This window comes from Brevundimonas sp. KH_025 (assembly GCF_057839885.1).
Genome location: NZ_CM174501.1, coordinates 1,210,483 through 1,225,440 on the forward strand (window position 1 = coordinate 1,210,483; position 14,958 = coordinate 1,225,440).

General features: G+C 68.1%; 12 protein-coding genes. 1 reads left to right on the plus strand and 11 read right to left on the minus strand.

Annotated features, from left to right (window positions below):
- Nucleotides 1-8 precede the first annotated feature (8 nt).
- The 7 genes from AC3IS2_RS06145 to AC3IS2_RS06175 form a co-directional block, all read right to left on the minus strand.
- Nucleotides 9-719: a transmembrane anchor protein gene (locus AC3IS2_RS06145; RefSeq protein WP_489199771.1), complete on the minus strand. Its 711-nt coding sequence runs from the start codon at nucleotides 717-719 to the stop codon at nucleotides 9-11.
- 13 nt (nucleotides 720-732) lie between these two features.
- Nucleotides 733-1,464, minus strand: coding sequence for a HupE/UreJ family protein (locus AC3IS2_RS06150; protein ID WP_331033292.1), 732 nt, complete (start codon nucleotides 1,462-1,464; stop codon nucleotides 733-735).
- 112 nt (nucleotides 1,465-1,576) lie between these two features.
- The gene (locus tag AC3IS2_RS06155; RefSeq protein WP_489199772.1) at nucleotides 1,577-4,762 is read right to left on the minus strand and encodes an efflux RND transporter permease subunit; all 3,186 of its coding nucleotides are present in this window, start codon (nucleotides 4,760-4,762) and stop codon (nucleotides 1,577-1,579) included.
- A gap of 14 nt (nucleotides 4,763-4,776) precedes the next feature.
- A complete protein-coding gene (locus tag AC3IS2_RS06160; protein WP_489200108.1) occupies nucleotides 4,777-6,030 on the minus strand; it encodes an efflux RND transporter periplasmic adaptor subunit in 1,254 nt (417 codons plus the stop codon).
- 2 nt (nucleotides 6,031-6,032) lie between these two features.
- Nucleotides 6,033-7,070, minus strand: coding sequence for a TolC family protein (locus AC3IS2_RS06165; RefSeq protein WP_489199773.1), 1,038 nt, complete (start codon nucleotides 7,068-7,070; stop codon nucleotides 6,033-6,035).
- 346 nt (nucleotides 7,071-7,416) lie between these two features.
- Nucleotides 7,417-7,833, minus strand: coding sequence for a hypothetical protein (locus AC3IS2_RS06170; protein ID WP_489148915.1), 417 nt, complete (start codon nucleotides 7,831-7,833; stop codon nucleotides 7,417-7,419).
- Nucleotides 7,834-8,271: 438 nt separating this feature from the next.
- A complete protein-coding gene (locus AC3IS2_RS06175) occupies nucleotides 8,272-8,694 on the minus strand; it encodes a MerR family transcriptional regulator (protein WP_489199774.1) in 423 nt (140 codons plus the stop codon).
- 68 nt (nucleotides 8,695-8,762) lie between these two features.
- Between AC3IS2_RS06175 and AC3IS2_RS06180 the strand changes: the two genes are divergently transcribed.
- A complete protein-coding gene (locus AC3IS2_RS06180) occupies nucleotides 8,763-10,904 on the plus strand; it encodes a heavy metal translocating P-type ATPase (RefSeq protein WP_489199775.1) in 2,142 nt (713 codons plus the stop codon).
- Between the two features lie 162 nt (nucleotides 10,905-11,066).
- Here the strand turns inward: AC3IS2_RS06180 and AC3IS2_RS06185 are convergent, their stop codons facing one another.
- The 4 genes from AC3IS2_RS06185 to AC3IS2_RS06200 all read right to left on the minus strand — a co-directional run bounded on the left by AC3IS2_RS06185 (nucleotide 11,067) and on the right by AC3IS2_RS06200 (nucleotide 14,827).
- Nucleotides 11,067-11,537 (minus strand): hypothetical protein, encoded by a 471-nt coding sequence (locus tag AC3IS2_RS06185; RefSeq protein ID WP_489199776.1) that lies wholly within the window; start codon nucleotides 11,535-11,537, stop codon nucleotides 11,067-11,069.
- Nucleotide 11,538: 1 nt separating this feature from the next.
- Nucleotides 11,539-11,877 carry a DUF305 domain-containing protein gene (locus tag AC3IS2_RS06190; protein ID WP_489199777.1) on the minus strand — a complete coding sequence of 113 codons (339 nt, stop codon included), beginning with the start codon at nucleotides 11,875-11,877 and terminating at the stop codon, nucleotides 11,539-11,541.
- Nucleotides 11,878-12,006: 129 nt separating this feature from the next.
- The gene (locus AC3IS2_RS06195) at nucleotides 12,007-14,511 is read right to left on the minus strand and encodes a heavy metal translocating P-type ATPase (RefSeq protein WP_489199778.1); all 2,505 of its coding nucleotides are present in this window, start codon (nucleotides 14,509-14,511) and stop codon (nucleotides 12,007-12,009) included.
- Complete coding sequence (locus tag AC3IS2_RS06200; protein ID WP_331033275.1) at nucleotides 14,504-14,827, minus strand: hypothetical protein; 324 nt, start codon at nucleotides 14,825-14,827, stop codon at nucleotides 14,504-14,506. The genes AC3IS2_RS06195 and AC3IS2_RS06200 overlap by 8 nt, the downstream gene beginning before the upstream one ends.
- Between the last annotated feature and the right edge of the window lie 131 nt (nucleotides 14,828-14,958).

The window sequence follows — 14,958 nt, forward strand, 5'->3', positions numbered from 1 at the left end:
GACGAGCCTCAGTCTATGAACTCGACCTTCTCATAATCGCCCGAGGTGGTCAGGGTGATCGTGACCGCTTCATCCGTGCGATTGCGCCAGAACCAACCGTGCTTGCCGTCGAAAGCGGCGGTCAGCACGCCGCTGAGGCGCTGCTCCGTGCCCTTGCCGTAGCCATGGTAGGATATGCCGGCGCCGTCGCCGTGCGTGTCATAGTTCACGGCCCCGCCGTCGGACGCCCAGGTGAAGTTGGCCCGTGCGCCGCTCTTCATGACCAGCTTCACCTCCGCGCCTTCGTCCGGCTCAAGCGTGATCGAGGTGCGGTCGGATTTTGCGGCGGGTTGGGCTGCGGGGGATGACGCCGAGGGCGTCGTTGAAGCGGCGTTGGGGGACACCGCCGACGGAGTCTGCGGCACAGGGGCCGCTTCGGCCGGCGGGGCGGTCGGGGCTGCGGCTGCGGGAGACGAGGCCTGAGAAACAGCCGCGGCCTTCGCCGCGGCCGCGTCGGCAGCGGCGTCGGCCGCCGCTTCCCCGGCGAGTTGGCGCTTGATGCGGCCCATTTCGGTCAGGCCGAACACCGAACCGATGCGGGTGGGATCGACGCCGTATTCGGCGGGAAGGACGACGGTGACCAGAAGGACGGAGGCGACGACGGCGGCGATGCCGGTGGACTTCAGCAGTTGGGCCGTGGACGGCAGGTCGGCTTTGGCGGGACGGTTTGCGTTGTACATGAGGTGTCTCCGATCACATGACGAAGAAGCCGACGAGCTGGTAGCCCGTCAGAATGAAGCCGAGCGTCATCAGCACGACGTTGGTGAGGTAGGCGTGCTTCCAGAAGCCGTCCGTGCGGCGCCAGAAACCCATCAGGATGAGGATGCCGCCCAGGGCGAGCAGTTGTCCGATCTCGACGCCGATGTTGAAGGCGACGAGGTTCCACAGCAGGCCGTCGGGCGACAGCTGGAAGTCCTGCAGCTTGGTGGCGAGACCGAAGCCGTGGAACAGGCCGAAGATCATCGTGGCCGCCTTGGTGGAGGGCTGGAAGCCGAACCACCTCTGATAGGCGCCCATATTGTCCAGGGCCTTGTAGACGACCGACAGGCCGATGATGGCGTCGACCAGATAGCTGGAGACGTTGATGTTCATCAGCACCCCGAGCAGCAGGGTCGACGAGTGGCCTATGGCGAACAGCGTCACATAGATGCCGATGTCCTTCATCCGGTAGAGGAAGAAGATCACGCCGAAGAGGAACAGCAGGTGGTCGTAGCCGGTGACCATGTGCTTGGCCCCCAGATAGACGAAGGGCCAGAACAGGAAGCCGGAGGTCTCCTGGATGTAGCCCTTGTCGCCCGCGGCGACGCCGTGGGCGAGGACCTGGCTGAGCAGGCCTTCAAGGAAGAGAAGGCCGACCACAAGGACCGCCAGGGTCCAGGGTGATCGAAGCCACGACAGTCGGTCGCGGCAGGGTGCGGAAGTCATGTGCATCCTTGCGATTGAAGGGGAGAAACGACGGTCGCCGTCATCGGCGGCCGTCGACGAAGAGGGAGGGGCGCTGATGACCGGCCGCCCCTGAGCGGGGCGGCCGGTCGCCTCAGAGCGCGCGACGACGGCGGAAGGGCAGGTGGTCCAGCCAGGCAGGCTTGGGCCGGTCGCTCGGGGCGTCACGCCCGTGCACCAGGCTGTAGAGGGCCGGGAGCACGAGCAGGGTCAGGATCGTCGAGGAGACGATCCCGCCGATGACCACGGTGGCCAGCGGACGCTGGACCTCTGCACCCGCGCCGACGTTGACCGCCATCGGCACGAAGCCGAGGCTGGCGACCAGGGCCGTCATGAGCACCGGGCGCAGACGCGTCAGCGCTCCCTCCCGAATGGCCTGTCCGACGGGCTTGCCCTCTTCGATCAGACCTCGAATGAAGCTGACCATCACCACCCCGTTCAGCACGGCCACGCCCGACAGGGCGATGAAGCCGACGCCGGCCGAGATCGACAGGGGCAGGCCCCGCAGCGCCAGCGCCGCCACCCCGCCGGTCAGGGCCAGGGGCACGCCGGAGAAGACGATGGCGCTGTCCCGCCAGGAGCGGAACAGGGCGAACAGCAGACCGAAGATCAGCAGCAGGACCGCCGGCACGACCAGCTGCAACCGCTTGGCGGCCGAGATCAGTTGTTCGAACGTGCCGCCGTAGGAGACCCAGTAGCCGGCGGGCAGATCGACCTCCTGGTCCACCCGCTCACGGACCTCGCCGACGAAGGAGCCGAGGTCGCGATTGCGGACGTTGGCGGTGACCACGATCCGGCGCTTGCCGTCTTCGCGACTGATCTGGTTCGGGCCGGTCTCCAGCGCGATCACGGCGATCTCGCTGAGCGGCACGAAGCCGCGCGGCTGACCATTGGCGCCAGGCAGCGGCACCTGGATGCGGCCGATGGCGTCGGTGTTGCGGCGCAGGTCTTCGGGCAGGCGGACGACGATGTCGAAACGTCGGTCGCCTTCGAAAATCTGCCCCGCGGTGGCCCCGCCCATGGAGGTGGAGATCACCGACTGGACGTCATCGATGCTCAGGCCCAGGCGCGCGATGGCGTCCCGGTTGGGCGTGATCTGCAACATGGGCAGGCCGGTGACCTGCTCGGACTGAGGGTCGGCGGCGCCGCGAACGGAGCCGACGATCTCCTCGATCTGGGAGCCGAGCGCGACCAACTGGTCCAGGTCGTCCCCGTGGACCTTGACGGCTACGTCAGAGCGAACCCCGGACAGCAGTTCGTTGAACCGCATCTGGATAGGCTGGGTGAACTCGTACTTGCTGCCGGGCACCTCGTTCACCGCCTCTTCCATCTCGCGAACGAGCTGGAGTTTCGGTTTGCGGGGATCGGGCCATGCCTTGCGGTCCTTCAGCAGGATGAAGGTGTCCGAGACCGAGGGCGGCATCGGGTCGGTGGCGACCTCCGCCGTGCCGATCTTGGCGACGACCCGTTCGACCTCCGGGAACTTGGCCAGACGGGCTTCGAGAACGGTCTGCATCTCGATGGCCTGGCTAAGGCTGGTGCCCGGAATGCGCAGGGCGTGCATGGCGATGTCGCCTTCGTCCAGGTTCGGCACGAACTCCGACCCCATGCGCGAAGCGACCAGGGCGGCGCCCGCGACCAGGGCGATGGCGATCGCCACCATCGCCACGCGGGTCCTCAGGGCGAAGTCGAGCGCCGGCTGATAGCCGGTGCGCGCCCAGCGCATCAGGAAGCTGTCCTTTTCCTGAACCTTGCCCGTGACGAACATCGCCACGGCCGCCGGCACGAAGGTCAGCGACAGGATCAGGGCGCCGGTCAGGGCGATCACCACGGTGATGGCCATGGGGTGGAAGGTTTTGCCCTCCACGCCGTCCAGGGCGAAGATCGGGACATAGACCAGGGTGATGATCAGGACGCCGAACAGCGACGGCCGGATCACTTCGCTGGAGGCTTGCCCCGCCAGGGAGAAGCGCTCCTCGCGGGTCAGCAGACGGCCCTGTTGATGCTGGGCCTCGGCGAAACGACGCAGGCAGTTTTCGACGATGATGACCGCGCCGTCGACGATCAGGCCGAAGTCCAGCGCGCCCAGGCTCATCAGATTGCCCGAGACGCCCGTGCGCACCATGCCGGTGATGGTCATCAGCATGGTGATGGGGATGACCGCCGCCGTGATCAGGGCCGCCCGGAAATTCCCCAGCAGCAGGAACAGAACCACGACCACGAGCAGGGCGCCCTCGATCAGGTTCTTCTCGACCGTCTTGATGGCGCGCTCGACGAGGTCGGTGCGGTCATAGACGGGCGAGGCGATCACGCCGGCGGGCAGGGCTTTCGCCGCTTCCTGAAGACGGGCCGACGCCGCTTTTGCGACGACGCGGCTGTTCTCGCCGGCCAGCATCAGGACGGTCGCCAGCACCGTCTCCTTGCCGTTCTCGGTTGCGGCGCCGGTGCGAAGTTCTTCGCCCAGGCCGACCTCGGCCACCTCCGCGATACGGACGGGAACGCCGCCGCGCGTGGTGATGACGATGTTGGACAGGTCCTGCGCCGTGGCGGCCTGACCCGGCACGCGGATCAGCCACTGCTCGCCGTAGCGTTCGACATAGCCGGCGCCGACATTGGCGTTGTTGCGCTCCAGCGCCGACACGACCTCGTCCATCGTCACGCTATAGGCGGCGAGACGCTCGGGGCGGGGCGTGACGTGATACTGACGCTCGAAGCCGCCGATGGTGTTGACCTCGGTGACGCCGGGCGTGTTGCGCATCTGCGGGCGGATCACCCAGTCCTGCAGGGTGCGAAGGTCTTCAGGCGTGTAGGGCGTGCCGTCCGCCTTGCGGGCGCCCGGCCTGGCCTCGATCGTGTACATGAAGATTTCGCCCAGGCCCGTGGCGATCGGCCCCAGTTCCGGCGACAGCCCGGCCGGCATCTGGTCGCGCGCGGTCTGCAGCCGCTCGTTGACCAGTTGGCGCGCCCGGTAGATGTCGGTTCCGTCCTCGAACACGACCGTGACCTGGCTCAGGCCATAGCGCGAGACCGAGCGGGTGTAGGCCAGACCCGGCACGCCGGCCACGGCCGTTTCGACCGGGAAGGTGACGCGCTGCTCGGCTTCGAGCGGCGAATAGCCCGGCGCTTCCGTATTGATCTGGATCTGGATGTTGGTGATGTCGGGCGTGGCGTCGATCGGCAGCTTCTGGAAGCTCCAGACGCCGATGACCGCTGACACCAGGACCAGGGCCAGCACGACCCAGCGATGCCGGATCGACAGGCTGATGATGCGTTCAAGCATGATGCCCCATCCCCCTAGTGGTCATGGCTCGCGCCGGACTTCTCGATGTCCGCGCGAATGAGGAAGGCGCCGTCGACGACGTAGGTCGTGCCCGGCGCGATGCCGCCCAGGACCTCGGTCCATTCTTCGGTGCGGCGGCCCAGGTCGAGCATACGCACCTCATAGGTGTCGCCGACCTTGGCGTAGACCACGGTGAAGTCGCGGAACGGCTGGAGCGCCTTGGTGCGCACCGCCAGCGGAACCTCGCCTTCGCCGACCTGGACCATGCCCGACACGCCGAGGCCGGGCCGCCAGACGCCGCCCTGGTAGGGCAGTTCGACATGGGCGACGAGGGTCTGGCTGAGGACGTCGTCCGACGGCAGGATCGCCTTGATGACCCCGCTGGCCGAGTGCTCGCCGGCGAGGCTCTTGAGTTCAACCCGCTGGCCGACACGAACCCGTTCGGCGTCGCGCGGATAGAGGAAGAACTCCGCGTGCAGGCGGGTCGGATCGCCGATCACCAGCATGGGGGCGCCGTTGCCGGTGATCGAGCCAGGGTTGACGGTCTTGGCGGTGATCACGCCGGAGATCGGGGCCGTGACCGAATAGGTTTGAAGGCTCTCGCTGGATTCCACGCGCGCGACGACCTGGCCGCGCGAGACGCGTTGACCCAGTTGGACGCTCATGGACATGACGCGGCCCGGATAGCGGGCGTGCACCTCGGCCTGGCCTTCGGGCGTGATCTCGACCCGACCGCTCAGCGGCAGGGTCTCGCCCAGGACGGCGGGACCGACCTGCTGGGTCGTGACGCCTCCGGCGCGGGCGGCGTCGGCGCCGATGACGGTCCGGCCCTCATAGGACTGATAGGACCAGGCTGAACGCTTGGCGGCCTGCGTGGCGGTGACCGAGACGTCGAAGGAGTGGGGCTCGGACACCACGCCCGGACTGGCCAGATAGTCGTTCTCCGGCGTGAAGGTGAAGCGATCCACCTTCGGACCGAGGCGGGTCAGGGCGATGCCGGCCTGGACCTGTTTCGGATCGAGCGGCTTGTCCTTCAGATAGGGGTAGAGGCGGAACAGCGGCTCCGGCCCTTCTTCGAAGATGGTGACCTCGATGGCGAAATCACCGTCGCGAAGCAGACGGCCGTTGTGCGGTCCGCGCTCGTAGTCGGCGGCGGCAGCCGCTTCGCCCTCGGGCTTGGCGGCCTGATCACCGCCGCTGCAGGCGGCCAGCGACAGGGCCACGGCGGTCAGGACGCCGCCCAGCGCGGTCGCTGAAGTGCGGGACATCTTCATGGTTGGGTCTCCAGGCCGAGCAGGTCGGCGTGCGCGCCGGTCAGGCGGTCCAGCCGCGCGCGGTCGTTGTGGAAGGTCTGCAGCACCGCGACGCGGCGGGCCCTGGTCTGCAGCAGAGCGGTGTGAGCGCTCATCACGTCGTTGTAGGTAAAGCCCCCGCGCGCGAAGCCGTCCCGGACCAGGGTCACGGCGCGCTCCGCCTGCGGCAGGGTTTCCTCGGCGATGCGCCGGGCTTCGTTCGCCCGCGCCAGCAGTTGGACCTGCAGGCGGGCGATCTCGCGTTCGCGTTCCAGTCGCAGCGCGTTCTGGTCGGCTTGAGCGGCTGCCCCTTCGGCGCGGGCGCGATCGATGGCGCCCTGGTTTCGGTCATAACGCTGCAGCGGGATTGATCCGCCGAAGACGAGGGCGACCTCGTTGTCCCAGATGTGACGGACGCCGACGCTGACCGTGGGATCAGGCACGGCGCGGGCTTCCTCCAGCCGAACCTGGGCGTCGGAGATGGCCTGACGGGCGCGAAACGCCTCCAGGTCCGTCGATGCGACCTCGCCGGCGGCGACGCGCGCGGCGCTGGTGTCCTCGAAGTCGGAACGCATCAGAGTAAAGTCGGCGCCTCCGTCCCAGAACTTGACCAGGACGATGCGCGCCACGCGAAGCGCAATCTCGGCCTGATCGAAATCGATCTGGGCCTGGGCGAGTTCGGCCTCGGCGCGGGCTCCTGCGAACAGCGGGTCTCGGGCCGCGTTGACCCGACGTTGCACCTCGGTCTGGAAGCGCTCGGCCAGCGAAAGCCGTTCGCGGGCGATCTCCAGCAGGGCGTCAGCCGCCATGACGTCGGCCCAGGCGCGCTGCACCGACTCCAGGCGGTCCAGTTGCGCAATCCGGGCGTGAGCGAGAACCAGCAGGCCCTCGCTTTGCGCCAGGCCGGTGCGAGCCGGACGGTCGCCGCCGCGTTCGAGCCTTTGCTCGTAGGTCAGGGTGGTTTCGGTCCGCCCCAGGATGTCGCCGCCGCCGAGCGTCGGCAGATTCTCGACCATCAGGCCCACGGTGGGGTTGGGCCGAAGGTCAGCCTGACGAACGCCGGCTTCGACCGCACGAAGACGCGCGTCGAGGCCTGGCCGCGCCGGATCGGCTTCGGCGGCGCGCCGAAGCGCAGTCTCAAGAGCGAGGACTTGCCCGGAGCCCGCCGTCACGACTGACGGCGGGGATTGGACAAGCGCGATGGCAGGCGGCGACGAAGCCGCCGTCAGGACGAGCGCAAGGGCGGATACGGCCGCGCCTCGCTCTCGCCATCCGGCAGGACCGGACATGGAAGGTTTCAAGGGATATCTCCAACAGGACGCGCACGGCCGCGAGGCCGCGCAGGATCAGCTTTTCAGGCGATCAGGCGTTCTGTCTGGGAGGTTGGTGCGGGGCGTCGAGAAGCGCCCCCGGAGGCAGGGCGTCCGGCGCGGGACCTAGATCAAGCGCGGTTATCATCCCCGATGCGATCGGATGGACGGGCGCGGCCAGGGCGACATGAATGTCGCCGCCGTTGTGGTGGTGATGGCTGAAAGGCGTCTTTCCACCTTCATCGGCGACGTCGACAGCGACGGCGGCGTCGGAAGGCGCATCGTCGGCGGCGTCATGGCTGTGGCCGTGGTCAGGGGCATGATCGTGGGCCAGGTCCGATGCGTCCTCGAAGGTGACGCCGGGGAACTGAAGGCCGTGCTCGATGCGGTGCTGGCTGTTGACCACGCCATGCATCTGCACCGCGACCATGACGGTCACGCCCAGGCAGACGCAAAGGAGGCGGAGCAAGCGTGGCAAATCGAAATTCCCCGATCGAATTTCGTTAGGGGAAAATGGTTTCCCTTGCAACGTCGCGATGGTCGCAGCTCCGGAAGGCGGCGACGCGGCCGTGACCCGGTCGGCCGGCGAAAGGGATACGAGCCTCAGCGCCGGGACTCTCCGAGCGAGCGCTCCCCGGCGACACGGATCCCGCCAAGTGGACGTCGTGACAGCGGAGACGCGCGAGAGGATAGGGCGATCGCCTGCTGCGGGGGCGCAGATGATCGCCCGTGGTTTTCGGGGGACACATGCGCCGCACGCCTTTGCGGGGCGCCGTTCCGGCCGCGCTCGGCCTGTCAGGACTGACGGCGACCTTCCTGGAAGTCTCCACATCCCGCACATCAGCGCCGTCAACGCCGATTTGTTGCGACAGGCTTAAGGCCGCCCCTGGACGGCGGCAGGTTGATCCTAGTGTCTGTCGTTCAAACAGCCGCCGTGGTCGCCCAGCACCTCGATCACCCGGCATTCCGCCGTGGAGCCATGGGGGCATTGCGCCATGCGGGCGACCTCGACCCGCAGGGCGGTGAGGCGCGCGATCTTGTGGTCGATATCGGCGAGATGGGCCTGGGCGATGCTGTCGGCTGTCTCGCAAGGCGCATTGGGGGCCCCCGCCAGGGCCAGAAGCTCCCGGATCGGTTCGATCTCGAAGCCGAGTTCGCGCGCATGTCGAATGAACCGCAAACGCCGCAGGTCTCCGTCGTCATAGAAGCGCCGGTTGCCCTCCGTGCGGGGCGGCGAGGGCAGGAGCTGGATCTGCTCATAGTAGCGGATCGTGGGAATCTTGATCCCGCTGGCCCTCGACGCTTCGCCGATCGTCACGCCCCGGTTCATCTTAGCGCTTGCTCCTCTAGTCGCTAGAGGAAGTAGCGTCGCCAGGCATTCGAAACAAGGAGTCCCTCGTGATCCTGGAAACCCTGGAAACCCGGTATCGCGTGACCGGCATGGACTGCGCGGGCTGCGGCTCCAAGGTCGATACGGCGGTGCGGAAGCTGCCGGGGGTCACCGATGTCGCCGTGGCCGTCTCCACGGGGGTTCTGAAAGTCCAGCACGGCGACGGCTTCGCGTCGGACGGGGTGCTTCGTCAGGTGCGCAACCTGGGCTACGGCGTCGAAATCCTCGCACCGCTGGAGCCGGCGGCGAACGGCGAACGCGCCGCGCGGTCCGATACGACGGCGCGCGGTCCCTGGTGGTGGACGCCCAAGGCCAGGTTGACGGCGGCCTGCGGCGTCGCCCTGGTCGCGGCCTACCTCTTCGGCGCCCTGTTCCCGAGTCTGGCGGCGGGCGCCTTCCTGGTCGCCCTGGCGGTTGGCCTGGTCCCCGTCGGCTGGCGTGCGATCACCGCGGCGCGGTTCGGGACGCCGTTTTCGATCGAGATGCTGATGACGATCGCGGCGGTCGGGGCGGTCTTCATCGGCGCCGCTGAAGAGGCGGCGGCTGTCGTCCTTCTCTTCCTGATCGGCGAAATGCTGGAGGGCGTCGCCGCCGGGCGGGCCCGCAAGAGCATACAGGGCCTGACCGATCTGGTGCCCAAGACCGCCCTGGTCGAGATCGACGGCCAGGTCAGCGAAGTTCCGGCGGAAAGCCTCGCCATAGGCGCCGTCATCCTCGTGCGGCCCGGCGATCGCGTGCCCGCCGACGGGACTGTCGTGGAGGGCGAGGGGGAGATCGACGAAGCGCCGGTGACGGGGGAGAGCGTGCCGAGGCGAAAAATGGTCGGCGACCCGGTCTTCGCGGGCACCATCAATGTGGGCGGCGTCCTGCGGGTGGAGGTCACGGCGACCGCGGCCGACAACACCATTGCGCGGGTCGTGCGCCTGGTGGAGGAGGCCCAGGAATCCAAATCGCCGACCGAACGGTTCATCGACCGCTTCTCCAAGATTTACACCCCCCTGGTGCTCGTCGTCGGCGCCCTGGTCGCGACCGTCCCGCCGCTCATGTTCGGCGGCATGTGGAGCGAGTGGATCTACAAGGGCCTGGCGATCCTCCTGATCGGCTGTCCCTGCGCCCTTGTGATCTCCACCCCGGCGGCCATCGCCGCCGGGCTTTCCGCCGGCGCGCGGCGGGGGCTGCTGATGAAGGGCGGGGCCGTGCTCGAAACCCTGGGCAAGATCACCGCCGTCGCCTTCGACAAGACGGGGACGCTGACCTCCGGCAAGCCGGTCGTGACCGATATCGTGGCGAGCGGGTGTTCTGACGCCGAGGTGGTATCGCTCGCGGCGGCCCTGGAAACCGGCTCGAGCCACCCTCTGGCCCTCGCCATCCTTGAGCGGGCGAAAGCCGACAATGCGCCAATCCCGTCGGCTTCCGCTGCGCGGGCGATCGCGGGCGAGGGCGTCGAAGGGATCGTGGGCGGCGCGCATGTCTTTCTGGGGTCGCCCCAGGCCGCCGTCCGGCGCGCTCCGCTGTCAGCCTCTCAGGACGCGGCGATCTCGGGCTTCAACGCTGCGGGCAAGACGGTTTCCGTGGTTGTGGTCGACGGCCTGGTCATTGGCTTCCTGGCCATGAGAGACGAGGCGCGGCCGGACGCGGCGGCGGGTCTGGCCAGGCTCAAGGCCATGGGGATCCGCGCCGTCATGCTGACAGGCGACAATCGTCGCACCGCGGCGGCGGTCGCCGAAGGCTTGGACGTCGAAGCGCGAGCTGAACTGCTGCCGCAGGACAAGCAGGGCATCGTCAGGGCCCTGCAAGCCGAGGGCCTTGTCGTCGCCAAGGTCGGCGACGGCATCAATGACGCGCCGGCGCTCGCCGCCGCCGACGTCGGCGTCGCCATGGGCGGCGGCGCCGACGTGGCCCTGGAAACAGCCGATGCGGCGGTTCTGCATGGCCGGGTTCAGGACATTCCCGACATGATCGTCCTTTCGAAGGGGGTGATGGGCAATATCCGCCAGAACATCACCATCGCCCTGGGCCTGAAGGCCGTCTTCCTCGTGACGACGGTGATCGGCGTCACCGGCCTGTGGCCGGCGATTCTCGCCGATACGGGCGCGACCGTGCTGGTGACCGCCAACGCCATGCGCCTTCTGGGATGGAAGCCGAAATGACGAGGTAGGGCTTCAGGTCGCCGGCGCGGCGGCGACCCTGCCGGTTCCGGTCTTCACCTTGCGAGCGATCCGGGCGGTCTGCCCAGGCGGCCGCAGCCAGCCAGCCAGCCGGCGCCGTCCTGGAGGCGCGCATGCCGCGCCGAGGGGAGAAGGTCGAGCGCTTCATTCCTTTTCGAGCGCAGGCCGGCCGGATGGGACGGCCAGGGGCGTCTCGGCTTGCTTCGGTCGGGACGTTGAGGCCGACGGCCGGCCATGGTTGTGGGTTGAAGGGTTCATCTCGTTGCGCGTCGCGAAAAGGAAGGCGGAGCCGGCGACCCATAGGAGGGTGAAAAGCGCGGCCTGGACGGCGGCAGGGCGGCCGCGAGGCGACAGGAACAGGCTGCCGCAGGCGAACAACGGCAGAACCACGCCGTAGGCGGCGTAGACGGGGATCCGGGCGACATTGAAGCCGGCGATGGCGAGGTAGAGGGCGAGGCTGGCGATGAAGACGGTGTTCAGGACCAGGAGGAAGCCGTCGAGCACGGGCCTGGGCTTGTGTCGGGCCCTCTTCATGGGACGGATGCGCTTGCCGTAGCGCCCCGGCCGCCAATTTATGGAAAGCCTGCCGCCTCCGCTGATGATCTTGCGGCTCATGTCAGTCTCCTGGGGATGTCGTGCTTGCCGTTTCACGGCGCGCCATCCAGAGACGCATGCGCACGATTTCGGATTCACGCGTCCGGATCAGTTCCTCCGCGACGCCCCTGGCGTCCGCGTCCGAGCCCTTTTCCACCTCTATCCGCGCCAGGGCGATAGCGCCTTGATGCTGGGCGATCATCACCCGCATGAAGTCGATATCGGGATCGCCGCTCCAGGGGATGTTCGTCGATTGATGCAGGCGTTCGTTGGCCTCCTTGAAGGCGCGGGTGGAAAGGGCGTCTCCGGGGATGTCGTCATGCCCGGCATGCTCGTCGATGGGCTGGGCCGTCGACGCCACGGGACGATCGGGACGGGGCGGAGCCTGTCGGGAGACCATGCCGAAGGCGAAGACGGCCGCGCCTAGAAGGGCCGCGACGAGGGTGAGCCAGCTCAAGCGTTTCATCGATTGTGCTCCTGATATCGGCCGTCAGGCCGCTCCGCCGCGATCGCGATAGGCGAGCAGGCGCAGCGCGTTGAAGACGACCAGCAGGGTGGAACCCTCATGCAGGGCGACGGCTGGTCCTATGCCCAGTCCGAGGATGGTCGCCGGCACGAGGAAGGCGACGACGCCCAGGCTGACGAAGAGGTTCTGTCGAATGACGGCCCGGGTCCTGCGGCTGAGGCCGACAGTGAAGGGGAGGTTGGACAGGTCATCGCCCATGAGGGCCACATCGGCCGTCTCGAGCGCGACGTCCGATCCGGCGGCGCCCATGGCGACGCCCACCGTCGCCGTGGCCATGGCCGGTGCATCATTGACCCCGTCGCCGACCATGGCGACCTTGGCGTCGGCCCGCAGACGCTTGACCGCCTCGACCTTGTCGTCCGGCATCAGGTCGCCCCAGGCCTCGGTCAGCCCCATCTGGCCGGCGATGGCTTCCGCGGCCTTCTGATGATCGCCGGAGAGCATGATCATCCGCCTCACGCCCAGGGCCCGCAGCCTATCGAGCGCTTCGCGGGCGGCCGGTCTCGGCGTGTCGAGCAGGCCGATGACGCCTAGATCACGTGCGCCTTGTCGCACGACCATCAGGGTGCGGCCTTGGGCGCGCAACTGATCGACGGCCTGGATAGCCGACTGGCCGAGGGCCGCAACGCCGTCCGCGCCGAACATTTCAGGCTTGCCGATGTAGACGGTTTCGCCGTCCAACTCCGCGGCTACGCCCTTGCCGGTGAGGCTGCGCAGACTTGACGCCGTGCGTGTCGAGGCGTCGCCGAGGCGTTGAGCGCCATCACGCGCAATCGCTTCCGCGAGCGGATGATCGCTGAGGCGTTCGACAGCGACGGCGACGGCAAGCAGTTCGCGTTCTTCCACGCCTTCGAGCGGGATGATGTCTGTAATGCGAGGGCGGCCTTCCGTCAGGGTGCCGGTCTTGTCGAAGGCGATGGCCTCAATGGCTCCGAGGTTTTCCAGAGGCGCGCCGCCCTTGATGAGCACGCCGGCGCGCGCCGCGCGTGCGACGCCGGAGAGGACGGCGCTGGGGGTGGCGATGGCCAGGGCGCATGGGCTGGCGGCGACCAGCACCGCCATGGCGCGGTAGAAGCTGTCACGGAAGGGTTCATCGACGACGACCCAGGCGAAGAGCAGGACGAAGGCCAGGGCCAGGACCAGAGGCACGAAGACGCGCTCGAAGCGGTCGGTGAAGCGCTGGGTCGGAGATTTCTGGGTTTCAGCCTCGCTCACCATTCGCACCACCTTGGCCAGGGTGGTGTCGCTGGACTTGCGGGTGGTCTCGATCTCGATGGCGCCGGCGCCGTTGATCGTGCCGGCGAAGACAGCGGAGGTCGAAGCGATAGAGGCGGGCCTGGTCCGGGCCTGGGCAGGATCGGATACAGGCTGCTTGTCGACTGGCATGCTCTCGCCAGTCACCGGGGCCTGGTTGATGCTGGTCGTTCCCGAGACGACAAAGCCGTCGGCGGGCAGTCGTTCGTTGGGACGAACCACCACCACGTCGCCAATCTCGAGACGCTCGACGGGGGTCTCCAGGATCTGGTCGCCGCGACGAACATGCGCGGTGCGCGGAGCCAGCTCGGCCAGGGCCTCGATGGCCCGCTTGGCTCGACCCATGGCGTAATGCTCCAGCGCATGGCCCAGGCTGAACAGGAAGAGGAGCAGGGCGCCTTCGGCCCAGGCGCCGAGCGCGGCGGCGCCCGCCGCCGCCACAAGCATGAGCGTGTCGATCTCGAAGCGGCGCCGTTTCAGGTTCTCGACGGCTTCCCGGACGGTGAAGAAGCCGCCGAGGCCATAGGCGCAGAGGAAGAGCGCGAGCGGAATCCAGCCGGCAAGGCCGGGCGCCAGTTTTTCCAGCGCAAAGCCGACGCCGAGCGCGCCGCCGGCGGCGAGGGCGAAGATCAGTTCGGTGTTCGGGCCGAACAGGCCGCCATGGGCGTGACCGGTGTGGCCGTCGCCCTCTCCATGGGTCTGATCCTCGCCGTGATCATGATCATGGCCTTTCTCGCCCGTCGCGGTCGGTTCCGGCCTCGCGGGCAGGGGGTCGGGCGAGAAGCTGAGTCCGTGGGCCGCAAGACGCTGACGAAGGAGGTCCTGGCTGGTCTTGGCCTGGTCGAATTCGAGGCGGACGGCGCCGGATGCGTCCAGGGCGGCCTCCAGGACGCCGGGTTCTTCGGCCATGGCGGCCTCGAGGGTGCGGGCGTGACGGGCGTGACGAACGCCTTCCACCCAACCGACAAGGTGGCCGAAGCGCCGGCTGATCTCCGCGCCGGCCTGAACGGCCTTGCGCCGGACGTCAGCGGGCGAAAGCAGGGCGGCGTCATAGTGGATGCATAGCTGGGCCGCGCCGTCCGTCCCTGTGACGTGGACCTGGGACAGGCCCGGCGCGCCGCTCAACCTGGAGATGAGCCGCTGGATGCAGGCGTCGGACGCGTCTGGCGCTTCCGGGAGCAGGACGGGGATGTCCAGCCGGACGGTGTCAGACATGGCGGAACTCCAGCTTCAAGGACCTGGGAGAAACGGGCAGGAGACGCAGGGTCGAGGCGGCGCGAGCGGCATCGTCTTCCGCGGCGGCGAGCCTGACTGCGACACCCGTCAGGAGGGACAGGGCCGCGAGGAGGATGGCGATAGGGCCGAGGAGCTCGACCGGGTGCTCAAGCACAGGTTGGGCCTTCACCAGCGGGGTCCACGCCAGAAGCGTGAAAAGCCCCGCAAGAGTGAAGAGCTTGCGCCAGTGCTGGATCGACTGAAGGTCGACCGCCGACGCGGCGGCGACGTCTGGACCCGGGTCGGTCGCATTCATTGTTTTTCTCCTTCACCGAGGCCGCTCCTGGCGGCCCGGAGGATGTCAGATACGCCCCTTGGGGGGGCGGGGTCGGCGAACAGGCCGCCGACCCCGAGGCTCACGAAGGGGGCGAGGTCGAGGGGCGACAT